The 23,327-nt window shown below is 63.5% G+C and carries 26 protein-coding genes; 21 read left to right on the top strand and 5 right to left on the bottom strand.

The annotated features are described in order from the left end of the window. Window positions 1–22 precede the first annotated feature (22 nt). The 6 genes from G6N35_RS00980 (at window position 23) to G6N35_RS27560 (ending at window position 6,404) form a co-directional block, all read left to right on the top strand. A complete protein-coding gene (locus G6N35_RS00980) occupies window positions 23–1,051 on the top strand; it encodes an MCE family protein (RefSeq protein WP_163802426.1) in 1,029 nt (342 codons plus the stop codon). After that, window positions 1,036–2,364, top strand: a complete 1,329-nt coding sequence (locus G6N35_RS00975; protein WP_179967297.1) for an MCE family protein — start codon at window positions 1,036–1,038, stop codon at window positions 2,362–2,364. The genes G6N35_RS00980 and G6N35_RS00975 overlap by 16 nt, the downstream gene beginning before the upstream one ends. Then, window positions 2,361–3,677 (top strand): MCE family protein, encoded by a 1,317-nt coding sequence (locus G6N35_RS00970; RefSeq protein ID WP_163802423.1) that lies wholly within the window; start codon window positions 2,361–2,363, stop codon window positions 3,675–3,677. The genes G6N35_RS00975 and G6N35_RS00970 overlap by 4 nt, the downstream gene beginning before the upstream one ends. Further along, window positions 3,674–4,825 (top strand): virulence factor Mce family protein, encoded by a 1,152-nt coding sequence (locus G6N35_RS00965; RefSeq protein WP_163802421.1) that lies wholly within the window; start codon window positions 3,674–3,676, stop codon window positions 4,823–4,825. The genes G6N35_RS00970 and G6N35_RS00965 overlap by 4 nt, the downstream gene beginning before the upstream one ends. A gap of 1 nt (window position 4,826) precedes the next feature. Then, window positions 4,827–6,203, top strand: a complete 1,377-nt coding sequence (locus tag G6N35_RS00960; RefSeq protein ID WP_163802419.1) for an MCE family protein — start codon at window positions 4,827–4,829, stop codon at window positions 6,201–6,203. A gap of 72 nt (window positions 6,204–6,275) precedes the next feature. Further along, window positions 6,276–6,404 (top strand): hypothetical protein, encoded by a 129-nt coding sequence (locus G6N35_RS27560; protein WP_281356949.1) that lies wholly within the window; start codon window positions 6,276–6,278, stop codon window positions 6,402–6,404. A 240-nt stretch (window positions 6,405–6,644) separates the two neighbouring features. On the opposite strand, the gene G6N35_RS00955 is transcribed toward G6N35_RS27560, so the two are convergent. The 5 genes from G6N35_RS00955 to G6N35_RS00935 all read right to left on the bottom strand — a co-directional run bounded on the left by G6N35_RS00955 (window position 6,645) and on the right by G6N35_RS00935 (window position 10,254). Then, entirely contained in the window at window positions 6,645–7,109 is a 465-nt protein-coding gene (locus tag G6N35_RS00955; RefSeq protein ID WP_163802417.1) for a MaoC family dehydratase, read from the bottom strand. Window positions 7,110–7,118: 9 nt separating this feature from the next. After that, window positions 7,119–8,009, bottom strand: coding sequence for an SDR family oxidoreductase (locus G6N35_RS00950; protein ID WP_163802415.1), 891 nt, complete (start codon window positions 8,007–8,009; stop codon window positions 7,119–7,121). After that, window positions 8,006–9,139, bottom strand: coding sequence for an acyl-CoA dehydrogenase family protein (locus G6N35_RS00945; protein WP_163807388.1), 1,134 nt, complete (start codon window positions 9,137–9,139; stop codon window positions 8,006–8,008). The genes G6N35_RS00950 and G6N35_RS00945 overlap by 4 nt, the downstream gene beginning before the upstream one ends. A 7-nt stretch (window positions 9,140–9,146) precedes the next feature. Next, the gene (locus G6N35_RS00940) at window positions 9,147–9,941 is read right to left on the bottom strand and encodes an enoyl-CoA hydratase-related protein (RefSeq protein ID WP_163802412.1); all 795 of its coding nucleotides are present in this window, start codon (window positions 9,939–9,941) and stop codon (window positions 9,147–9,149) included. Between the two features lie 103 nt (window positions 9,942–10,044). Further along, entirely contained in the window at window positions 10,045–10,254 is a 210-nt protein-coding gene (locus G6N35_RS00935; RefSeq protein ID WP_170313102.1) for a hypothetical protein, read from the bottom strand. Between the two features lie 62 nt (window positions 10,255–10,316). Here G6N35_RS00935 and G6N35_RS00930 point away from each other — a divergent pair, with 62 nt between their 5' ends. From G6N35_RS00930 to G6N35_RS00860, 15 genes are all read left to right on the top strand, one after another. Next, window positions 10,317–11,048, top strand: a complete 732-nt coding sequence (locus G6N35_RS00930) for a FadR/GntR family transcriptional regulator (RefSeq protein ID WP_163802411.1) — start codon at window positions 10,317–10,319, stop codon at window positions 11,046–11,048. Between the two features lie 91 nt (window positions 11,049–11,139). Continuing rightward, the gene (locus tag G6N35_RS00925) at window positions 11,140–12,276 is read left to right on the top strand and encodes an amidohydrolase family protein (protein WP_246224159.1); all 1,137 of its coding nucleotides are present in this window, start codon (window positions 11,140–11,142) and stop codon (window positions 12,274–12,276) included. Then, window positions 12,221–13,303 (top strand): DODA-type extradiol aromatic ring-opening family dioxygenase, encoded by a 1,083-nt coding sequence (locus tag G6N35_RS00920; protein WP_163802409.1) that lies wholly within the window; start codon window positions 12,221–12,223, stop codon window positions 13,301–13,303. The genes G6N35_RS00925 and G6N35_RS00920 overlap by 56 nt, the downstream gene beginning before the upstream one ends. Then, entirely contained in the window at window positions 13,300–14,124 is an 825-nt protein-coding gene (locus G6N35_RS00915) for an alpha/beta fold hydrolase (protein ID WP_163802408.1), read from the top strand. The genes G6N35_RS00920 and G6N35_RS00915 overlap by 4 nt, the downstream gene beginning before the upstream one ends. Continuing rightward, complete coding sequence (locus G6N35_RS00910) at window positions 14,121–15,428, top strand: aromatic ring-hydroxylating oxygenase subunit alpha (protein ID WP_163802406.1); 1,308 nt, start codon at window positions 14,121–14,123, stop codon at window positions 15,426–15,428. The genes G6N35_RS00915 and G6N35_RS00910 overlap by 4 nt, the downstream gene beginning before the upstream one ends. Continuing rightward, window positions 15,425–15,919 carry an aromatic-ring-hydroxylating dioxygenase subunit beta gene (locus G6N35_RS00905; RefSeq protein WP_163802404.1) on the top strand — a complete coding sequence of 165 codons (495 nt, stop codon included), beginning with the start codon at window positions 15,425–15,427 and terminating at the stop codon, window positions 15,917–15,919. Before G6N35_RS00910 ends, G6N35_RS00905 begins: the two co-directional genes overlap by 4 nt. 29 nt (window positions 15,920–15,948) lie before the next feature. Beyond that, window positions 15,949–16,680, top strand: coding sequence for an SDR family NAD(P)-dependent oxidoreductase (locus G6N35_RS00900; RefSeq protein WP_246224158.1), 732 nt, complete (start codon window positions 15,949–15,951; stop codon window positions 16,678–16,680). Between the two features lie 22 nt (window positions 16,681–16,702). Further along, window positions 16,703–17,488, top strand: a complete 786-nt coding sequence (locus G6N35_RS00895) for a 2-keto-4-pentenoate hydratase (RefSeq protein ID WP_163802400.1) — start codon at window positions 16,703–16,705, stop codon at window positions 17,486–17,488. 130 nt (window positions 17,489–17,618) lie between these two features. Next, a complete protein-coding gene (locus G6N35_RS00890) occupies window positions 17,619–18,407 on the top strand; it encodes a hypothetical protein (RefSeq protein ID WP_163802398.1) in 789 nt (262 codons plus the stop codon). Window positions 18,408–18,459: 52 nt separating this feature from the next. Next, window positions 18,460–19,002, top strand: coding sequence for a cytochrome c oxidase subunit 3 (locus tag G6N35_RS00885; protein ID WP_163802396.1), 543 nt, complete (start codon window positions 18,460–18,462; stop codon window positions 19,000–19,002). Further along, window positions 19,002–19,268: a cytochrome C oxidase subunit IV family protein gene (locus G6N35_RS00880; protein ID WP_163802394.1), complete on the top strand. Its 267-nt coding sequence runs from the start codon at window positions 19,002–19,004 to the stop codon at window positions 19,266–19,268. Before G6N35_RS00885 ends, G6N35_RS00880 begins: the two co-directional genes overlap by 1 nt. Window positions 19,269–19,358: 90 nt before the next feature. Further along, window positions 19,359–19,793, top strand: coding sequence for an ester cyclase (locus G6N35_RS00875; protein ID WP_163802392.1), 435 nt, complete (start codon window positions 19,359–19,361; stop codon window positions 19,791–19,793). 5 nt (window positions 19,794–19,798) lie between these two features. Beyond that, complete coding sequence (locus G6N35_RS00870; protein ID WP_163802390.1) at window positions 19,799–20,779, top strand: quinone oxidoreductase family protein; 981 nt, start codon at window positions 19,799–19,801, stop codon at window positions 20,777–20,779. Beyond that, window positions 20,776–21,579 (top strand): enoyl-CoA hydratase/isomerase family protein, encoded by an 804-nt coding sequence (locus G6N35_RS00865; protein WP_163802388.1) that lies wholly within the window; start codon window positions 20,776–20,778, stop codon window positions 21,577–21,579. Before G6N35_RS00870 ends, G6N35_RS00865 begins: the two co-directional genes overlap by 4 nt. 68 nt (window positions 21,580–21,647) lie before the next feature. Then, a complete protein-coding gene (locus G6N35_RS00860; RefSeq protein WP_163802386.1) occupies window positions 21,648–23,318 on the top strand; it encodes an AMP-binding protein in 1,671 nt (556 codons plus the stop codon). The last annotated feature ends 9 nt before the right edge of the window (window positions 23,319–23,327 follow it).

Genomic DNA, 23,327 nt, shown 5'->3' with positions numbered 1-23,327 from the left:
GCATCCGACAGGAGAAACAACCGTGACGAACCAACTGAGGAGCACCATATGGCGCCTCGCTGTGTTCCTCACAGTCTGCTTTCTCGGCGCATTCGCCCTCCTAGCTGTCTTTGCCCAATTCCGGTTCGGCGGCGGCACGACCTACAACGCCCAATTCACCAACGTCACCGGGCTGAAGTCTGGCGACTTCGTGCGCATCGCGGGTGTTGAGGTGGGCAAGGTCGAAGACATCACCATCAATCCCGACGCGACCGTTCGCGTCGAGTTCTCCGCCCGCGACTCGGTGGCCCTGACCGAAGGGACCCGCGCAGTGATCCGTTACGACAACGTGATCGGCGGTCGCTTCCTTGCTCTCGAGGAAGGTGCGGGTGACCTGAAGCGTCTGCAGCCGGGCGCGACAATTCCGGTCAGCCGTACTGCGCCCGCACTCGATCTCGATTCGGTGATCGGCGGATTCAAGCCGCTTTTCCGGGCACTGAGCCCCGAGCAAGTAAATGCCTTGAGCGGGCAGCTTGATCAAGCACTCCAGGGACAGGGGGCAACCATCTCCTCTTTTCTCGATCAGGCTGCGGTGCTGACCAACACCCTTGCCGATCGCGATCAATTGATCAGCGAGGTCGTCACCAACCTCAACGTGGTCCTGGGCACGGTCGGTGGGCAGAGCGCGCAACTGGACAAGGCGGTGACCAACCTGTCCGGTTTGATCGATGGACTCAATGCTCGCCGGACCGACATCGCCCACGCTTTCACGAACGCGAGCGCCGCCGCCGCCACGGTAGCCGACCTCCTGGACCAGACACGTGAGCCCATCAAGACAGTCATTCACGAGACCGATCGGGCCTCCGCGATCGCGGTGGCTGACCATCAATACTTGGAGAAGTTGATCGACACGCTGCCGGACAAGTATCGCGCCCTCAGCCGACAAGGCATGTACGGCGACTTCTTCAGCTTCTACCTTTGCGATCTGGTCCTCAAGCTGAATGGCAAAGGCGGCCAGCCTGTTTACGTCAAGGTGGCCGGCCAAGACACCGGGCGGTGCACTCCGAAATGAAAGCCTTCTCCGAACGCAATCCTGCCGTCCTCGGCGCCGTCGGCGCCGTCGTCATCGCCGCAATAGTGCTCGCCGCCCTGAACTGGCAGAAAGTTCCGTTCCTCAATCCTGGCCGGAACTACTCCGCCTACTTCGCGGACGCCGGCGGGCTGTTCACCGGAGCCGGAGTGGAAGTCTCCGGACTGCCGGTCGGCAAAGTCTCCAGCATCGAATTGGACGGCCAGCAGGTTCTGGTGAAGTTCCGCATCAAAGGTGATGTGCGCCTTGGCGACCGTACCGCTGCAGCGATCAAGACCAAAGGTCTGCTCGGAACCAAGATGCTCGACGTCACACCGCGGGGCGACGGCGCTCTGTCCGGTCCCATCCCGATCGATCGCACCACGTCGCCGTACCAGCTTCCGGATGCATTGGGCGATCTGACCAACACCATCAGCGGGCTGGACACCAACCAACTCTCGGCGTCGTTGGCAACCATGGCAGACACCTTCTCCAGTACCCCGCCGGATCTGCGTAACGCAGTGGCGGGAGTAGCCCGGTTCGCCGACACCCTGGACAAACAAGATGCCCAGCTACGCAGTCTGCTCGCCAACGCCGCGAAGACAACTGGTGTGCTCGCCACCCGCACCGACCAGATCGTTCAACTCGTCCGGCAGACCAATTCCCTGCTCGTCGCCCTCGATGAACAGAGCGCCGCGTTGGACCAGATCTGGCGAAACATCTCCGCGGTATCTCGCCAACTCAAAGGCTTCATCGCCGACAACCAGGCCACACTCAAGCCGGCCCTGGAGAAACTGAACGGCGTCCTGACCATCGTCGACGACCGTAAGGCCAAAGTGCAGGATGCGATCAAGCGGCTCAACAGCTACGCCATGTCACTGGGCGAATCCGTTTCCTCCGGACCGTTCTTCAAGGCTTATGTGGTCAATCTGTTACCCGGACAGTTCGTACAACCCTTCATTGATGCGGCCTTTTCCGACCTCGGCACCGACCCCGCGACGCTCCTGCCGTCCCTTCGCACCGACCCGCAAGTCGGCCAGCCCGCGACTCCTGCGCTGCCCGTGCCGTACCCGCGCACTGGCCAGGGCGGCGAACCCAACCTGAACCTGCCCGACGCAATAACGGGCAAACCCGGTGATCCCCGATACCCGTATCGAGAGCCGCTTCCCGCGCCGCCGGCTGGCGGTCCGCCACCGGGGCCGCCAGCCGCATCACCGCCCGAGATCGCCTCGAGTCCCGACCCGATACCGGCACCCGTTCTCGTGCCGGCGCCGAACGAACAACCAGCCGACGGTCAGACCGGAGGTAGCCGATGAAAACGCTACGCAGGCCACGACTCGCACTAGCGATCGTGTTGACGTTGACGATGCTCGCCGGTGTCGTGCTGGTCGTACGCGCCCTCGACCATGTTGGTCGCAACGAGGTTGTCGCATATTTCGAGAACAGCAATGCGCTGTTCCCGGGTGATGACGTACGGATCCTTGGCGTACCCGTTGGCCGCGTTGCAGCTGTCGAGCCACAACCCGACGGCGTGAAGGTCTCCTTCTGGTACGACAGCAATTACAAGGTCCCGGCCGACGCAAAAGCCGCCATTTTGTCGCCCATGCTGGTGACCGGTCGGGCCATTCAGCTGACACCGGTCTACACCGGCGGCCCAACCTTGAAAGACGGCGCCGTCATCGCCCGCGACCGCACCGCAGTACCAGTCGAGTGGGATGAGGTACGTACCCAGCTCAAACGCCTCACCGAGTTGCTGGCGCCGACCAAGCCTGGCGGAGTCAGCACTCTTGGCGCCTTCATCGATACCACGGCGGACAATCTCCGCGGTCAAGGCGGCAACATCCGCGAGACCATTGTCAAACTCTCACAAGCGATGTCGATAGTCGGCGACCACAGCAGCGATATCTTCGACACGTTCCGGAATTTGTCGATCCTGGTCTCGGCGCTTCGCGGTAGCAGCGACCTACTGACCCAGCTGAACAACAATCTCGATTCAGTGACCGCCGCACTGGCCAGTGATCCAGGCAAGATCGGTAATGCTTTCGTCCAGATGAATTCGGTCATCGGAGACGTCAAGCGGTTCGCCGACGAGAACAGCGGCACCATCGGAACCTCATTCGACAAGCTCGCCTCCATCAGCGCGGCCCTCAACGACAGCCTCGATGACATCAAGCAGACGTTCCATATTGCTCCCTCAACCGTTCAAAATTTCGACAACATCTACGAGGCGTCGAACGGATCGTTCACCGGAGCACTGGCCGTCAACAACTTCGCCAATCCGATTTCCTTCATTTGCGGCGCCATCCAGGCCGCATCGCGACTAGGGGCCGAACAGTCTTCGAAGTTGTGCGTCCAGTATCTGGCGCCCATCATCAAGAACCGCCAATACAACTTCCCGCCGATCGGTGAGGATCTTCTCGTGGGCGCGCAGGCACGCCCCAACGAGGTGACTTACAGCGAAGATTGGATGCGCCCGGACTACGTGCCGCCGGCGGCCCCGGCGGCGGCAACACCCGATGCCACCCCAATGGGTCCGTCCCTACCCGCCGAGACACCTCCTGCGCAACAGACCGATCCCACAACGGGGATAGCCGGGATGATGGCGCCTCCCGCTGGCGGCGGCTCATGATCGCCCGGCGATGGTGCCGCAGAGTGGCTACCGTAACGGTGGTCCTCGGACTCGTCGGCGGCTCGTCCGGCTGCGGTCTCAAAGACTGGCAGGGGCTCAACACACTGCCGCTTCCCGGCACTGTCGGCGACGGCCCCGGATCTTTCGTCGTCACGGCGGAGATGCCGGATGTCAACAATATTCAGCCCAACTCCCGGGTGCGGGTGGGCGATACCACCGTCGGGCACATCACGTCGATCGAACTCCAGGGCTGGCATGCGCTGGTCTCGATGCGCCTCAACGGCGACGTCCATCTGCCCGCTAACTCGACGGCCAAGATCGGACTCACGAGCATCCTGGGTTCGCAGCACATCGAGCTCAGTCCCCCGACCGACGCTGCGCCCCAGGGCCAGTTGCACGAGGGGTCGGTCATTCCACTGTCGCACTCGGCATCGTTTCCGACCGTCGAACAGACTCTGGCGGCCGTCTCGATGGTGCTCAACGGCGGTGGACTCGGCCAAATCCAGGACATCACCGAGGCGTTCAGTACCGCCTTCCGCGGACGTGAACAGGATCTGCGCAACCTGATCCACGAGCTAGACCGGTTCGCCACCAACACCAACGGACAGACCGACGACATCATTGCCGCCACCGAGAGCTTGAACACGCTGGCCGGCACGTTCGCCGCGAGCCAGCCGGTGCTCGACAAGGCACTCAAGTCGGTTCCCGAGGCGCTGGCGGTACTCAATGCCGAGCGCGACAACCTTGCCGAGGCCGCTGATGCCTTGGGACGGTTCGCCGATCGGGTGGTGAGCACCGTAGACCAGACCAAGGCCAATCTGGTCAAGGAGCTCAAAGAGATCGGCCCGGTGCTCGAGTCGTTGGCCAATGCCGGGCCTGCCATGACTCGGGCGCTGAGCCTGATTCTGACTTTCCCCTTCCCCAACGAGACCATCGAGAAGTGGCAGCGCGGGGACTACGCCAACATGACCGCGATCGTCGATCTCACGCTCAGCCGCATCGACCAGGGCCTCTTTACCGGCACCCGCTGGGAGGGCGACCTCACTGAGCTCGAGATGCAATGGGGCCGCACGATCGGTCAGTTCCCCAGCCCATATACCAACGGCAATCCATTGGTCGCGCCGTACCGATTCGATCAGGGGCCATAACGTGCATTTGAACAGACGAATGTTGATCCAGCTCGCGACCTTCTGCGCCATCGCGCTGATCGCGATCGCAGTGATGAGCCTGCAGTTCCTGAAGCTCCCGGCCAAATTGTTCGGGATCGGACGCTACACCGTGACCGTGGAGTTACCCGAGAGCGGTGGACTCTACGGAACAGGCAACGTGACCTACCGCGGTGTCGAAGTGGGAAGGGTCCAGACGGTAAAGCTCACCGATACCGGTGTCCGCGCCGTCCTGTCACTGAAGTCGGGTATCGATATTCCGTCGGATCTCAAGGCAGAGGTGCACAGTCAGTCAGCCATCGGTGAGCAGTACGTCAATCTGATTCCCCGCAACGGGTCCTCACGGCCCCTCAAAGATGGCGACATCATTCCGATTTCCGATACCTCGGTGCCTCCAGACATCAATTCATTACTCGATGCGGCGAACACCGGTCTGCAGGCCATCCCTCGGGAAAACCTCAAGACAGCGATCGACGAGGCCTACACCGCAGTCGGCGGCCTCGGTCCACAGCTCTCCGAAATCGTCAAAGGATCAACAACGTTGGCGATCGATGCACGCAAGAACCTCGACCCGTTGATCAGCCTCATCGACAACTCGAAACCAGTACTGGACTCGCAAAGTCAGTCGGCGCAGGCAATCCGAGCGTGGGCGGCGCACCTGGCCACAGTCACCAGCGACCTGCAAAGCCACAATGACGCAGTCTCGGGCTTCATCGGTCAGCAAGGAATCGTCGTCACCTCCGAGGAAGCCCGTCGACTGGTGGAGCGACTCAAACCCACATTGCCCGTCCTGGCGGCCAATCTCGCCAGCGTGGGTCAAGTGGGTATCGACTATCAGAACAGTATCGAGCAATTGCTCGTGACGCTTCCCCAGGCAGTCGCATCCGGTCAAGGCACCTTCCTCGCCAACGCGAACACCAAGCAGGCCTATAAGGGCGAATATCTCTCCTTCAACCTCAACGTGAACCTCCCACCGGCCTGCACGACGGGATTCCTTCCTGCCCAGCAAGCCAGGGACGCGAGTCTGACCGACTATCCCGACCGGGCACCGGGGGACCTGTACTGCCGCACCCCGCAGGACTCACCGTTCAATGTCCGCGGGGCACGCAACATCCCATGCGAGACCCGGCCAGGCAAGCGCGCCCCCACGGTCAAGCTCTGCGAGAGCGACGAACAGTACGTGCCCCTGAACGACGGCTACAACTGGAAAGGCGACCCGAATGCGACGCTGTCGGGACAGGACATCCCGCAGCTCGCACCGGCGTCCGCCGCACCCCTTCCCGACGCACCGAATACTGCTCTGCCCGCCACCCAGACAGACAAGACGTGGCAATCGATGTTGTTGCCACCCGGCTCCTGACGCCGATAGTCACAACGTGGAGCACGGGGAACGGCAAGAGGCGTCTGGAGTTTGGATCATGGGGCATCACTGATGGCCGGGTTGCCGATGGTCACCGAGACGCTGGCCGGCAGCGACACACGCCGCCAGGGGTGTCGTCGCCAGACCGTGGCGATCAATCCGGCGCTGGCAATCTCGAACGATCGGTCGTCGTCGCCGTGAACGGCAAGCCAGCCTGACCCGGCGGTGTGGCCTCGTCACCAGCGACGCGTCGCGCCCCCAGCCGGACCACGACGGGCCCGAACACGCCAACGGCCACGCCTACCAGGAGACAGTTCCCGCTGTCGGCTGCGGTACCTGCGACAGCCATTCCGAGCCCGACCAGTGCGCACAAGGACGATGTCAGCGCAACAGGAACCGAATCGGCGCCGCGATACCGACCGGCCAGCACGTACGGATCCATCAGAAGACGTAACGCCCGATCATCTCCGCGACGGCGGCGGGCTTGTCGGCACCGTCGATCTCGACGGTGTGTTGCACCGTGAGATTGACTGTGGTGACACCGTCTTCGGTCGGTAACACCTCGACGAGCCGGCACCGCACCCGCAGACGTGAGCCCACCGGCACCGGCGCCACGAAGCGCACCTTGTTCAATCCGTAGTTGATGCCCATCTTGGCCTTGTCAACGACGAAGCACTGCTTGCTCAGAGCAGGGATCAGAGACAAAGTCAGCAGGCCATGCGCGATCGTGGCGCCGTAGGGGCTTTCAGCGCGTGCCCGGACCTGGTCGACGTGGATCCATTGGTGGTCGCCCGTTGCTTCGGCAAACGTGTCAATTCGGTCCTGGTCGACCAGGAGCCAGTCGCTGACCCCCAGCTCGGCACCGGCCAACGCCAGCGCATCGTCGATCGACGCGATCACTTTCATGGTGTCTCCTCAGACCGTGCGCTCGGCCTTTGCTGCCGCCGAGGTCGACTTGCTGCGTTCACGAGCCCGCACCCAATCGTTCTCACTCATCGACGTCAGCGCGGCGAACGTATTCGGACCGGCGAGCCGCTGTCCACCATCCATCGCGATGGTCTCACCGGTCAGATAGTCACACGCATCCGAGAACGCGAAGATCGTCAGATTGGCCAGTTCCTCGATCGTGCCCGTGCGCCCGAGTGGAATCTGTTCGGCCTGAGTTGCTCCCGCTGAACTCTCGGCAGTCGGGTTGAGCATCTCCCAGGCATACTCGGTCGGAATGGGTCCCGGTGCAAGGGCATTGAGCCGGATGCCGTAGCGGCCCCATTCCACGGCCAGCGACATCGTCATCGCGTGAACAGCGGCTTTTGCCATCGCCGATGGCACCACGAATGCCGATCCACTCCATACCCAGGTAGTGAGGTTGGACAGTACCGAACCGCGTAATCCCTCTGCGATCCAACGCCTGCCGACCGCCAGGGTAGTGTTGAACGAGCCTGTCATCACCGTCGACGTGACTGCGTCGAAGGCCCGCGGACTCAGGCTGGTGGTGGGGGCGATGAAGTTCGCGGCCGCGTTGTTCAGCAGTCCTGTCAGTGGTCCGTAGTGAGCCCAAATATCCTCTACAGCAGCGGATACCGCATCGAAGTCGCGGACATTGACCGCCTGGTAATGCGCGACGCCGGGACGATCGGCCGAGATCGCCGCTACGGCCTCGGCGAGGACATTCTCCCGCCGTCCCCAGATGTGCACGTGGGCGCCGTGTGCCACCAGCCGGGCAGCGACGCCGCGACCCAGTCCGGTCCCACCGCCGGTGATGAGGATTCGCTTGCCGGCGAGCGCAGTCGTTGAATAGATGCTCACAGGTCAAGAGCCTTCGCAATGATGTCCCGCTGGACCTCGTTGGCTCCCCCATAGATCGGCGGCGCCAGCGCTTTTCGGACTTGCAGCTCCATCCCGTACTCGACGGTGTAACCGTTGCCACCCATCAATTGCACACCTTCCAACGCTGCACGTTTGGCCACCTCGGTGCATTTGAGCTTGGCGATAGCCCCTTCCCTTGCGAGCTGCGCCTCCAGCCCGGCATCGATCTGTGCCGCCACCTGGTAGACGTAGGAACGACAACAATCGATCTCCGCGACCAGATCCGCTATCCGGTGTCGAACGGCTTGAAACATGCCCAGCGACCGACCGAACTGTTCGCGTTGCTTGACATAGGCGATGGTGTCTTGCACGGAGCGCCTCGCCGCGCCGATCGACATCGCTGCGATGATCAGCCGCTCGACGTTCAAGCCGCGCATCAACCGGTGCCAGGCGTCGCCTACGCCGCCGACGACGTTGGCGGCAGGCACCGACACATCGGTGAAGAACACCTCGTTGACGGTGTGACCGTCCATGGTCTGGATAGGCTTGATCTCGAGACCGGGCGCGTCGGTGGTCGAGTACATCAGCGTCAGCCCTTGGTGTTTGGAACCCTCGCTTGACGTCCGGGTTAGCACCAACAGATGGTCGGCGAGATGGGCGGCGGTGATCCACGTTTTCTGCCCATTGACGATGAACCGATCCCCGTCTCGAATCGCCCGGGTGCGAACAGATCCCAGGTCGGATCCGGCGCCAGGTTCGGATAGTGCGATCGCCTCGAAGCGGCCGCTACACAGATTGCCGAGCACTTCCATCTTCTGGTCCTCGGTTCCGTGCCGCAGATAGGTCTGCGCGGCCGTCAAGCCAGTTCCGTAGGCATGGATCGGCGCCAGTCCACGTGCCGTCTCCTCGAGGAAGATGCACTCCTCCACCATGCCCGCACCACCGCCGCCGTACTGAGCCGGAAGAGACACTCCCAACCAGCCCAACTCGGCGAGCGCGAGAAGCAACCCAGGACTGTTCGACAGCGTGCCGCCGTCGGTCAGCGAATCGCGTTGTTCGACCGTGCCGCAATTGTCCACACAGAACTGTTCGATCGCGTCAGCGAAATCTTGTTGCTCTGCAGTGAACAGCGACACCTCAGTTGCCCCGGTACGGCGCGAAGTCAGGCAACCGCTTCTCGTTGAAGGCCGTCACACCCTCCTTGGCCTCCGGCGTCTCACCGAAGAGTTTCAGGTTGGAGTAGGCCATCTGACCGAGGGAGGCGAATTGTTCAGTGTCGGCGTTGAACGACTGCTTGAGCACCTTCAAGGAGGTCGGCGACAGCTGCAGGATCTCATCGGCCCACGCACGCACCTCAGCCCTGAGCTGGTCAGCAGGCACCACCTTGTTGACCAATCCCCATTCATAGGCCTGCTGCGCCGAGTACCGGCGGCACAGGAACCAGATCTCCCGGGCCCGTTTCTCACCGACCACCCGGGCGAGGTAGCCGGTGCCGAAGCCGGCATCGAACGAGCCGACCCGCGGACCGTTCTGGCCGAAGATCGCGCTCTCCGAGGCGATGGTCAGATCACAGAGCACGTGCAGGACGTGCCCACCGCCGATGGCGAATCCGTTGACCGCTGCGATCACCGGCTTCGGCGCATCCCGGATCACCCGGTGCAGCGAATCCACCTCGAACAAACCGCTGTCCGACGGACCGTAGTCGCCGGTCTCGGCGCGCTGTCTCTGGTCGCCACCGGTGCAGAACGCCTTCTCCCCAGCGCCGGTCAGGCAGATCACACCGACCTCGGAACTGCCCCAGGCCAGCTTGAAGGCCTTGATCAGCTCGTCAACGGTTCGGGCCCGGAAGGAGTTGTAGCGATCAGGGCGGTTGATCGTGATCCAGGCCAAGCCGTTGTCAACCTCGTAGGTGATATCGGTGAAGTCAGTCATGTTGTCGCCCTTCGTCATTGAAGGCCCACTGGCGGGGATTCCCGGTGGGCATCTGGGAATTTTGGTCATACCATAATACCAAAGCCGATGGCGAGCAAGGCGCTCAACGGTCTCGAAACTCTGCCGGGATCGACTCGAGGGCGTTCTCGCGGTCGCGCAGTTCGACACGACGGATCTTTCCCGAGATGGCCTTGGGCAACTCGTCGACGAATTCGATGCGCCGCAGGCGTTGATGGGGCGCCAGGTCCACACCGCCGTTGGCGAGCCATTGCCCGGCCCGATAGGCCCGGCTTGCCGGACTGGATTCGTTCATCGTCGGCTCCTGGAAGTTACTATCTCGGTGTTCGGGATCGTTGCTGCTGAAGGAGGCCTCGAATGGCACGCCGTGAACCGGCGGCGCGCTCGTCGCGGGCCGAAGTGGTGGCCGCCGACCTCGAGCACGAGATCATGTCCGGGCGTCTCCCGGTAGGAGCTCATCTCGGCCGGCGCGCGGAACTGATGGATCGGTTCGGTATCAGCCCAACGGTGATGAACGAGACGTTGCGGATTCTGCGCGATCGGGACCTGGTGTCGGTACGGCCCGGACCAGGCGGCGGCATCACCGTCGCCAACACCCCGCCGCAGGTCCGAACTGGCGCGCTGGACCTGTGGTTCCAGCCCTCCAATCCTCATCCCCTCGACCTCTTCGAGGCCCGGCTCTATCTCGAATTCGGACTGACCAAGGCGGCCTTCGAGCGCGCCGGCAGCGAGGACATCGCAGCGATGCGCGAGGCGATGATGCACATGCGGGCCAGCCGTGAGGCACGCGAGTTCTTCGACGCGGTATTGAACTTTCACGCCGTGGTCGCGGCCGCAGCACACATTCCAGTGCTCGAAGGAATGCACCAGCTCATCATCACCAGCATCAGGGCCGTGTTGAGCCGAGTGACCTTTGTCAGCGATCATGAGCCGATCGTCGCGGCCAGCATTGCCGTCCACGACGACATCGTGGCCGCGATCGCCGTCCATGACCATGTGTCGTTCGTCGACGCCATCAATCGTCACGACCGCGACCTCATCCGGGCAGACGACCCCGGTCGCACGCCGCACACCCCGCAGCACCCCTGATATCAGCCGTACCCACGAGATCCCCACTACGCGTGGGGTTTCGGGCTGCAGCGAACCTGGGCGCACCCTGTACTCCTACCATCGCAGTGATGTGATCCACACCATTCTGCATAAACATCTTGAATTATGGATGCACAATATTCTAGGCTGTCAGCGATCCCCTCCCCCACCCTTCGAGGTCGCGATGAGCTCCCCGCCCCGCACCGCTCTGGTCGACGTGCACACCCACGCCATCGATCCAGACCTTCCTGCCCTCATCGAGCGCTACGGCCTCGACCGCTGGCCGAGCGTGGAACGCACCGGCGAAACCACCGCCTGGCTCAACTATGGTGAGCGCCGCTACCGTCAGATCGACCACCGATGCTGGTCTGTGGACGTTCGCTTGGCCGACATGGATCGTGACGGGGTTGCGCTGCAGGTCATTTCACAGATACCAGTGACCTTCTGCTATGACGCGGACCCAGCCGGCGCGGCGGAGCTCGCCGCCATCCAGAACGACTTCTTCGCCCGGTTGGTCGGTACACACCCGACGCGGTTCGCAGCGCTGGGCGCCGTCGCACTTCAAGACCCTGACCTCGCGGTCGCCGAACTGCGCCGGTGTATGGGTCGTCCCGGCTTCCTCGGCGTCGAGATCGCCACCCAGGTGCAGGGCCGCGAACTTTCGGACGAAGAATTCGACCGATTCTTCGCGGTGGCTGCGGAGTTGGGCGCTTTAGTCTTGGTCCACCCGCGCGACGAGGACCTGCCTAGCCGAATGGCCGGACTGGCAATGGGTTTCGGGGCCGGAATGCCCATCGAAACTGCCACCGCGGCAGCGTCACTCCTCACCAGCGGCGCGATCATCCGGCGACCCGGCGTTCGACTGTGCCTCGCACACGGTGGTGGGGCGCTCCCCGCGATCATAGGCCGGCTGGACAAGGGAGCCGAAATCGGCGGAATGCCAGCCGATTCGGCGCAGCTACCTAGCCGAGTGGCCACCTCACTGTGGTGCGACTCGCTGACCTACAACCGAACCGCATTGTTGGCCGCGATCGAGGTGGTGGGCGCCGACCACGTGGTTTTCGGTACCGACTATCCATTCCCTGCCGTGCCCGATCCCATCGATCACATCGTCGCCGACCTCCCCGACGATCTCACTGACCGCATCACACGAACAAACCTGGAGAGCATCTATGGCGCACTTCCTTGGACTGGGCCTGACCCACTACCCATTGCTGGCAGGAACTGACGACCACATGGCCAGCCTGCTGCGCTGGACACTTGCCGACCCCGACATCCCGGAGACGGCGAAGGACCCATCGAACTGGTCGGGACCGATGCGACGCGAATGGGGCGCTGACAAGGGAGTGACCGCGGCAGCAGAGCATCGAAAGGCATTGGTCGACAACCTTGCTCGCTGCCGCGCCGCCTTGGACGAGTTCGAACCGGACGTCGTGGTCGTCTGGGGCGATGATCAGTACGAGAACTTCCGCGAGGAAGTCGTGCCGCCCTTTTGTGTGTTGGCATACGACGATCTGCGCGTGGAGCCGTTCGAGCTCATGACCGAGCGGGGTAGCCCCAATGCCTGGGGTCTGCCCGACGACACGACCATCACGGTGCGCGGCAGCTCCGACACCGGTCGGTGGTTGACGAGCGAACTCATCGAGCGCGGATTCGACATGGCCTACTCCTACCGTAAGCGTGCGGACGCGGCCTTTCCTCATTCAATCGTCAACACCCAGCTGTTCCTGGACTACCCAGATGCGGGCTCGGCCTTCGGCCATCCGCTGCTGCCGATCACGGTGAACTGCTACGGACCGCACGTGATAGCCCGCCGCGGAGGGTTGGTCACCTTCGCGCAGAGCATAGGAGAACGTCTGGACCCGGTCGGCCCGTCACCGGCACGCTGCTTCGCCCTGGGCCGCGCCGTCGCGCAGGCATTCGCCGCTACCGACCTGCGGGTCGCGCTGGTGGCGTCATCGAGTTGGTCGCACGCCTTCCTCGTGGACAAGACCTGGCGTCTGACCCCCGACACCGACTCCGACCTGAGGCTCTACGGTTTGCTGACCGACGCCGACTGGGAGGCATGGCAGACGACGACGACATCGGACCTCATCGCGTCGGGCCAGCAGGAGATGCTGAATTGGTTCTGCATGACCGGTGCGATCGCCGAACTCGGGCTGGAACTCAGCTGGTCAGAACTCGTCCTGACCAGTGTCTTCAACTCCAACAAGTGCTTCGCGATCTATGCGGAAGAGGAAGGAGGCCCTCGATGACGTTCACAGTGGCCCAATCCCACACCATCGACGCCGGTGGTATCACCACCGCCTACCTGGAGGCAGGCTCGGGGGCTGCGGTGCTGATGCTGCATGGTTCCGGACCTGGAGTCTCCGCGACGGCGAACTGGCAGCTCACTATCGGGCCCGTCGCGGAACGCTTTCATGTCCTGGCTCCTGACATCGTCGGATTCGGTGCTACCGAGCGTCCGGACGACGTCGTCTACTCGTTGCGGACCTGGACCGACCACGTGTGGTCGTTCCTGGACGCGAAGGGCATCGACCGCACCGCCATCGTCGGCAACTCCCTCGGCGGCCGCATCGCCCTGCAGATGGCCACTGACCATCCGGAACGGATCAGCAGAATGGTGCTGATGGGCTCCCCCGGTGTCGGAATGACGCCGACCGAGGGACTTGCCGCGCTACGGGCCTATGAACCCTCACCCGAGGCCATGCGTCAGCTGCTGAAGACCTTCTTCGCAGTGAACCCAGAGCTCATCACCGAGGATCTGGTCACGATCAGGTATGAGGCCAGCGTCGCCGACGGCGCGTACGAGGCCTACCGGGCGATGTTCTTCGACCCCAGGCACAAGGGTTCCGAGTTGGCCATCACAGCTGACGAGGTTCGCACCATCACCATTCCCACCCTGCTGGTGCACGGCCGCGAGGACAAAGTCGTGCCACTTGCGGTCTCGCTGACCATGCTGGACCTCCTTCCCCATGCCGACCTACACGTGTTCAGCCGGTGCGGACACTGGACCCAGATCGAGCGCGCTGACGAATTCTCCGCTCTGGTGGCCGACTACCTGGAGCGCTCATGACCACCGCCGAACGCTCGACAATCGACCGGGATAGACCTGCCGCCGGCAACCCGGTGGTCGTCGACGACCGTGATCTGAACACCTTTCGGGTACACCGTTCGGCCATGACGTCCGAGCAGATCCATCGGGCCGAGGTGGAGCGGATCTTCGGGCATTCCTGGCTCTATGTCGGCCACGAGTCGGAGATCCCCGAACCGGGCGACTTCGTGCGCCGCAACGTCGCCGGCCGGCCAATCTTCATGGTCCGCGGCGCAAAGAGCGGCAACGTCAACGTCTTCCACAACACCTGCACTCACCGCGGCGCGCTGGTGTGCCGCCAAGACTCGGGCAATGCCAAGGTGTTTCAGTGCTTCTACCATGCTTGGTCGTTCGACAGTGAAGGCACCCTCAAGGGTGTACCCGACCGCGACGGATACGCCAACGGACTGAACTTCGAGGAGCTCGGGCTGGCCAGAGTGGCCAGAGTCGAGTCCTACCGCGGCTTCGTGTTCGCCAGCTATGACCACGACATCGTCGACCTCACGACCTGGCTGGCCGGTGCGAGGGACTACATCGACATGGTGATCGACGGCTGCGGTGGCGCCGTCGAGATCATCAAAGGCACCAACGAATACAGCTTCGACGCCAATTACAAGTTACTGATCGAGAACAGCGTGGACGGCTACCACGCGGCGTCCACCCACGACACCTACTTCAAATACCTGGTGTCGCTGGGCACCGATATGCAAGGTGGGGTGCTCGGCGAAGCCGTCAGCCTGGGAAACGGTCACGCCGTCATCGAATACTCCTCGCCCTGGGGTCGGCCGGTCGCCAAGTGGGAACCGCTCTTCGGCGAACAGGCAAAAGTCGAGATCGACCGTATCCGTGCCGAACTGATCGAGCGCCACGGCGCGGAACGCGCTCGCAAGATGTGCGAGGTGAATCGGAATCTGGTCATCTACCCGAACCTGATCATCAATGACATCATGGCAGTCACGGTGCGAACGATGTTCTCCCCCAGGCCAAACCGGGTGGACGTCACCGCGTGGGAATTGGCTCCCAGCGACGAGCCGGCCAGCTTGCGCGATCGCCGACTCGACAGCTTCCTCACTTTCCTTGGGCCGGGCGGCTTCGCCACCCCGGACGATATCGAGGCGCTCGAATCCTGCCAGCAAGGCTTTTCCAGCGGCGGCTGCGAGTGGAACGACATCTCCCGCGGTATGGGTCGGGGGCCGATGGCCAACGACGAGGAACAGATGCGCGAGTACTGGCGACGCTGGCAGCAGCAGATGGGTGAAGCAGCTGATCTGGGCGGTGAGCGGTGACCGCGGCGGTCGTGACTCGGGCCGCGATCGAGGAATTTCTGTATCACGAAGCCGCCCTGCTCGATTCATGGGATCTGGACGGATGGTTGGAGCTGTACACCGTCGACGCCAAGTACGAGGTGCCCTGCAACGACAAGCTCGACGCCGACCCGGTACGCGACCTGCTGCTCATCGACGACGATTACCGCCGCATGCAGGCCAGGGTGGAACGACTGAACAATCGCAGAGCGCACCGCGAGTACCCACATTCGCGCAGTAACCATCAGGTGTTCAACGTCCGGGTGGAGCCGCTGGGTCCGGCTGGTGAGGAGATCGCCGTGAGCGCCGCGTTCACCGTATGGCGGTTCAGAGCGGGCAAGTCGAGTGCCTACGTCGGCAAGTACCGCTACCGGCTGCGTCGAGTCGAGGGCAGCTTACGAATCGCCTACAAGCGAGTCGAGTTGGACATGACCGATCTGCGGCAGGTCGCCGACGTGGCGATCATCCTGTGAGCAGCCGACTCGATGGTCGGACCGCGATCGTGACCGGTGCGTCCTCCGGAATCGGCCTCGGTATCGCCGAGCGACTGATCGCCGACGGGGCAAGGGTTTTCGCCGTCACCCGATCTCAGGCCGACCTTGATCGAGTAACGGGTTCTATCCCGGTCACCGGAGGCTTTGTCGGCGAGCTGCACACACCCGACGTGGCGGCAGATCTGGTGACCGCTGCGGTGCAGTCGCTCGGCCACGTCGACATTCTGGTGAACAACGCCGGTGGTGGAGTCATCGCACCGACGCTGGAGCACACCGAAGAGACCCTGCAGGCGACCATCGACAACAACCTGTGGACCACGATCAGATGTGTGCGGGCGGTCCTGCCGCACATGATCTCCCGGGGCCACGGCAGGATCGTCAACGTAGGCGCCGATTCTGTTCGTACCGGTTTGATGGACCACGCCATCTACAACGCCGCCAAAGGCGGGGTGCACGCCATGGTCACCGGTCTGGCCCGGGAGTTCGCCGACTCGGGTATCACGGCCAACACCGTCGCACCGTGCTACGTCCGCACCCCCGAGCTCTCCGCCCTCTTCGCCTCCGGCGCCGCCCCGGCCCGGTTGCTGCAGGTCGTCGAGCAGGGCACCGCGATGATCCCACTCGGCCGGCCGGGCGACCCGGCGGAGGTAGCCGCGATGGTGGCCTTCCTGGCCGGCGACGACAGCGGGTTCGTGACCGGACAGACCATCTACGTCAACGGCGGCGCCAGTATGGGCTGACGCCCGGAAGGACCGAAGAACCATGCCCCTGCCGACAACCCACCTGCGCAGCGCCGCCGATCGACTGATCGCCGCGGCCGACGCCCGACAGCAGTGTAAGCCGGTACGAGATATCCTCGGCGACAACGATATTGATGCGGCCTACGCGGTGCAGAATCTGATCACCGAGGATTCGCTGAGCCGTGGCCGCACCATCGTCGGGCACAAGATCGGCCTGACCTCGCCCGCCGTTCAGCGCCAACTCGGAGTGGACCAACCCGATTCCGGCGTGCTGTTCTCGGAAATGCGACTCCGCACCGGATCGACGGTCCCGGCCGGGACGCTGTTGCAACCCAAAGTGGAGGCGGAGATCGCCTTCGTGCTGAGCGCCGACTTGGTCGACGACATCTCCCAGTCAACGGTCCGTGCCGCTGCGGGACGGGCCCTGCCAGCCATCGAAATCGTCGACTCACGAATCCGGGACTGGTCGATCAGCATCGTCGACACGATCGCCGACAACGGCTCCTCGGCGCTGTTCGTGTTGGGCGATGGGGCTCAACCCGTTTCCGACATCGACTTCGTCTCCCGGACCATGCAGCTCACCCGGGATGGCGCGCCGGTGTCGCAGGGGCGCGGCGCCGACTGCCTGGGCAGCCCACTGATCGCCTTACAGTGGCTGGCTGAGCGGGCGCGCGACAACGGATCTCCGCTGCGCGCCGGGCACATCGTGCTCTCCGGGGCGCTGGGGCCGATGGTTCCAGCCATACCGGGTAGCACGTACTGCGCGACGATCGACGGCATCGGGTCGGTGGAAGTGTCGTTCGCCTAGCAATCGAAGACGTGCGGCTACCCCAAAGGGGCCACGAGATCACTCCCGAGTGGGGACGTTTTCGATCACGGATGTGGGCAACATCACTGGCACAGAGGCTTTCGGCCCGTCGAAACACGAGGAGGCCCACGTGGCAACCAGTATCGATCCCGGTATCAGCGGAGCCCCCAACACCGCGGTAGCACCGGCACCTTACGGGACGGACTACCGAATGTGGAAGGTGCTGGCGTGGTGTGGGCCCGTCTTCCTGTTCGCGGTGTTCGTGCTGTGGGGGATTGTCGGACGCAACATGCCGCCCTTCCCGCCCAGCGCCACCGGTGAAGAGGTCAAGGCACACTTCCAGGAGTTCCGGACACCGTTGTTGATCGCGCTGAGCGTGTGCCTCACGATGACGGCGTTCTACATGGCGTGGAGCATCGCGGTCTCCCGGCTGATGGAGGCGGTCGAAGGCCGTGGCGGGATTCTGTCGAAGGTCGAATATCTGGGGGGCACGATCACCTGCGCCCCCGTGACGATCACCATGGCGATCTGGCTCACCGCCGCCCACGAAGTCAACAGCCTCAGTCCCGAGATCATGCACATGCTCTACTGGATGGGCTGGCTGACCTTCGACCTGGCATACTTCGTCACCTCATTGCAGATCGCGGCGGTCAGCATCGTGTTCGCCCGCGACAAGCGGCTCAAGAAGCTCGTGCCGAGCCCGGTGGTCTGGTGGGGCTGGGTGACCTTCGCATCGTTCTTCTCGGTGAGTGCCATTCCGTTCGTCACCACCGGACCGCTGGCGTTCAACGGCGTGATCAGCTTCTGGATCGCCTTCTTCAGCTGGTTCTTCTGGATTCCCTCGCTGTCCTACTACGTCATCAAGGGCATCGATCGGGTCAAGGCTGAGGAGGCTGCAGCAGCGCGTGCCGGCGCCTGAGCTGGTGGCAACCCCGACATCGGCCGGATCGCATGCCCGACGTCTTCCCGGTGTGGACGGCGTCTGGGTCGCCATCGGCGCGGACGCGGTCTTCTTCGCGATCCTCTTCCTGACCTTCATGCAGGACCGCCTGAAAGATCCTGCGCTGTTCGAGGCCTCCCGGCACACGCTCAACCCCAACTTCGGCGGCATCGATACGGTCATCCTGCTGACCAGCTCATGGTGCGTGGCCATCGCCATACAGGCGCTCAAGCGAGATCTTCCCGGCGCCGCATCGCGCTACCTCCTCGGCGCGGTGCTGACCGGTTTGATGTTCGTGGTTTCCAAGGGCATCGAGTACTTCTTGAAGTTCTCGCACGGCATCACACCGGCGACCAACAGCTTCTTCATGTGGTACTTCACCCTGACCGGTATCCATCTGATCCACGTAGTCTTCGGCACCGGCCTGTTGACCTTCGTTTGGTGCAAGGCGCGTACCGGCAGCTACCACAGCTCGAATCGGGTGGTGCCGGAGTGCGTGGCGTCCTACTGGCATCTGGTCGACATGTTGTGGGTCGTGCTTTTCCCGCTGCTCTACTTGCTGAGGGCGGGCTGATGTCGGTACTGCGGCTGCGCGCCACCCTGGTGTGGCTGGGCCTCATCCTGGCCACGGTGGTGACGACATGGGGTTTGTCCAAGAACGCATTCAGCCCGGTCGTGGCCGTGGTCGGGACCTTTCTGATCGCCGCGGTGAAAGTCCGCTACGTCATCCTGGATTTCATGGAGCTTCGCACTGCGCCTCGACCGGTTCGCATCGCCTTCGAGATCTGGCCGATCGTGGTGACCACGGTAATCCTGGTCTTCTGGTTCCTCAGCCGCTGACTCCCATCGCGCTACGAAGGCCCTTCTGGTGGTTGAAAAACCCCCCTAAGGGAGACGCAGCTCGACCTGCCCCGCAATTAGCGTGACGCCATGGTTCACGAGCCGACCGCCCTTGCCGACTACCCGCGCCGCTATTTCGCAGCCTGGAATCAACGCGACCTGGCCACCGCACTGGACGTGATATCCGAAACCGTCGAATGGCAGGACCCGTCTCTGCCGGTTCCGATCACCGATCACCACAGCGCCGCCGACTTCTTCACCGCGGCCTGGACCGGATTCCCGGACATGGCCTTCCACCCAGTGGGTGAGCCCCTGGTCGATGCCGCCAACAACCGGGTTACCCAGGAGTGGCGGATGGCGGGCACCCACACCGGCGAAGGATTCCCACCCGGAGTACCCCCCACCGGCCGGGCATTCGACGTGACCGGAATGGATGTCTGGGAAGTCGACGAGACCGGTAAAGCCGTGTCGGTACACGCTTACTGGAACACCGTGGCGCTACTGACTCAACTCGGCCTGGCCTGAGACCCGTGCACGCAGTCGTCATCCGCGACTTCGGTGACCCCACGGTCTTGCAACCCGACTCGTTCCCGAACCCGACCGACAGACCCGGCTGGGTCACTGTCGAACTCAAAGCCGCAGCGCTGAATTGGCATGATGTGCTGGTGCGCGAGGGCCGGTATCGCTCCCCGCTGCCGCACATCATCGGCGCCGACGGTGCCGGAATCCGCCGCGACACCGGTGAGCCCGTGGTGATCGTGCCATCGCTGTACTGGGGTGAGCGCGACGACGCCCCCGGGGCTGACTGGCAGATTCTTGGTGACCACATCTGCGGCACCTACGCAGAACTGGTCAGCGTGCCGGCGGAATGCCTTGCGCCAAAGCCGGCCGGATTCAGTTGGGCTCAGGCGGCGGCCCTCCCGCTGGTGGGGCTGACAACCTACCGTGCCTTGTTCAGCCGGGGCCGGCTGCGAGCCGGCGAATCGATGTTGGTGGTCGGCGCCGGCGGCGGAATCGCCTCCATGGCAGTACAATTGGCCTCACACGCCGGTGCATCGATCACCGTCACATCCTCGTCTACGCACAAGATCGGTGCCGCAGTCGCCGAGGGCGCCGCCGGCGGCGTGCTGCACACCGAGCCCGACTGGCCGGAACAGGCCCGGCAGTTGTCGCCCTCAGGCGCCGGCTTCGACCTCATTCTCGACCCGGTTGGCCGCTGGCCGGAATCGATTCGGGCACTACGGCCCGGGGGCCGGCTGGTGGTGCTGGGAGCCAACGCCGCCGAGGTCGCCGAGATAGACGTCCGCCGGTTCTACTTCGGCCAGTACGACCTGCTCGGGACCACGATGGGCACCGTTCGCGACTTCGCCGGTCTGCTGCGGCTGCTCACCGACTACCGGGTGCCTCCCCCGGTCATCGACCGGACCTTCCCGCTGGACGAAGCAGCCAGAGCACATCAACACCTCGAGACCTCTCGGGGATTCGGCAAGACCGTACTGGAGAATGCATGAGCCACCTTGTCGCCTACGACGTGCGCACCACCGGCCCAGAGCCGGACGCGCCGTCGGCGGCCTACGTGACCCTCGATGATCCGGCACGCCGGAACGCCTTGTCCGACGAGCTGCTCGATCAGTTGTTGGAGGCGCTGCGCCGCGCCGCCACGGACCCACAGGTGCGGGTGATCGTCCTGACCTCTTCGCACGAGAAGGTGTTCTCCTCGGGCGGCAACCTGGACGCGTTCGCCGACACCCGTTCGACGATCACCAAATATGCTGGACTGAAACGCTTTCCAGATCTCTACCGAACCCTGGCGGCGATCGACAAGCCGGTGATCTGCGCGGCCAACGGCGACGTCCTGGCCGGGGCGCTCGGAATCGCCCTGGCCTGCGATCTGGTCATCGCCAAACAGTCCATCCGATTGGGTTGCCCGGAAATCAACATCGGCGCATTCCCGTTCATGATCTCCGCGCTCATCTTCCGCAATACCGGTCGACTGGCCGCCAACGAGCTGATGATGACCGGGCGACTGTTGTCCGCATCCGAGGCGCTCGACCTCGGCCTGCTCAACCGGGTCGTACCCGACGACCAGTTCGACGCGGCCGTACGTGACTGGGTGGCTGCCATCGCGTCAAAGTCGCCACTGCTGCTGGGGCTGGGCAAGAAGGCACTCGATGCGACGCGGGACCTGCCGCTCGATGCCGCCCTGGATTACCTGCAAGCCCAACTAGCTCTGGCTTTCACGACCGAAGACCTCGTCGAGGGAGTGCACGCGTTCAAGCACAAACGCGCCCCCGTTTGGCGCAACCGCTGAGGATGGCGCCGTGATATTTTGGTCTGACCATAATAAGGTTTCGCATATCATCGAAGGGGTGAGCAGCGATGAAGCCTGGTAAATACACCGATCGCCATGCGCCCGAGGACATCGATGCCTATCGCGCCGCGGGTCTGTGGAGCCATGAGACCTTTTACGACCTGCTCTCGCTGCAGGCCGACAGCCGCCCGGACAAGGTGTTCGCCACCGACGGGCAACGCTCGCTCACCTACCGCGAGCTGCACGATTCCGCGCTGCGGCTGGCCGCCGGTTTCCACGCACGCGGTTGGCGGGCCGGTGACACCGTCGCGGTCCAACTCCCCAACTGGGTCGAATTCATCGAAGTGGTGGCGGCGCTGTCCCGGCTCGGGATCATCACCGTGCCGATCATGCCGATCTACCGCCGCGAAGAAGCCAGCTACGTACTCGGGCACGCCGAGGCGCGGGCAGTCATCGCGCCGTCGACGTTCAAAGGCTTCGATTATCTGGGGATGTATCGCGATATTCGCGGTGACTACCCGAAATTGGAGATACTGACCGCACGCGCGGATGCTGCCGGGTTGCTGGCCGCCGGCGAAATGAACAGTGGTGTAACACCTTTGGACTTGGCGCGAGATACCCGTGTGCCGTCCGGATCTGATCTGCCCGCCCAGCCGAGCCCCGACGAACCCTTCGTGATCGTCTACACCTCCGGGACGACCTCGCGACCGAAGGGTTGTGTGCATACGTTCAACACCTATTGCTCGGGAGCTCGTAGCCTGACCAGTGCCTTTGGCTATACCCAGTCCGACGTGCAGTTCGGTCCCTCGCCGATAACGCACACCACCGGTCTGGTGACCAGCGTCTTGCTGCCCCTACTCAACGGGGCCGCAACACATCTGATGGCCGAGTGGGAACCTCGGCGCGGCGCAGCAGAAGTAGCCGAGTTCTCGTGCACTCAGGCTGTCACCGCCACCACATTCCTCCAGATGCTATTGGAAGCGTTCGACCCGAGTCGCCACGACCTGTCCAGCCTGCGGCTGTGGACATGCGCTGGAGCCCCGATTCCACGGGCCGTCGTCGAGCGAGCGCACACCACACTGCCCCATCTCAAGGTCCTGAGTCTCTACGGTCGCAGCGAGAACCTGATGACCACGACCTGCACGGTCAACGACGCCCCCACACGGGCCCTCGATTCCGACGGCGCTGCGATGGCCGGACATCAGGTCGCTGTCGTCGACGCGGAGGGCCACGAGGTACCCCGGGGATCCGAAGGAGACATCGCCTACCGCGGACCGTCCCACATGATCGGTTATCTCGGCGATCCGGAGGAGACCGCCGCACTCCTCACTCCCGATGGATTCTCGCGGTCCGGCGACATCGGGGTCATGGACCGAGACGGTTTCGTCAGAGTCACCGGGCGGCTCAAGGACATCATCATCCGGGGCGGCATGAACATCAGCGCCCGAGAGCTCGAGGAACATCTCGTATCGCACCCCGGTCTCAGTGACTCGGCGGTGGTCGGCTACCCCGACCACCGGCTCGGAGAACGGGTCGCCGCCTTCATCGTCGCGCGCGCCGGCCACCCGGCGCCGTCCGTGGACGACCTGAGGACCTACCTGACCCAGCACGGCGTCGCTATCCAGAAGACGCCGGAGCGGGTCATCAGCGTCGACAGCCTCCCAATGACGGCCACCGGAAAGGTGCAAAAGCACCTGCTTCGCGAACAAGCCGCCAAGATCGTCGAAGCAGGAAAGTAGAGCCACGAC

This window comes from Mycolicibacterium anyangense (assembly GCF_010731855.1).
Classification (GTDB): Bacteria; Actinomycetota; Actinomycetes; order Mycobacteriales; family Mycobacteriaceae; genus Mycobacterium; species Mycobacterium anyangense.
This window is presented reverse-complemented; position numbering and strand designations above follow the sequence as displayed.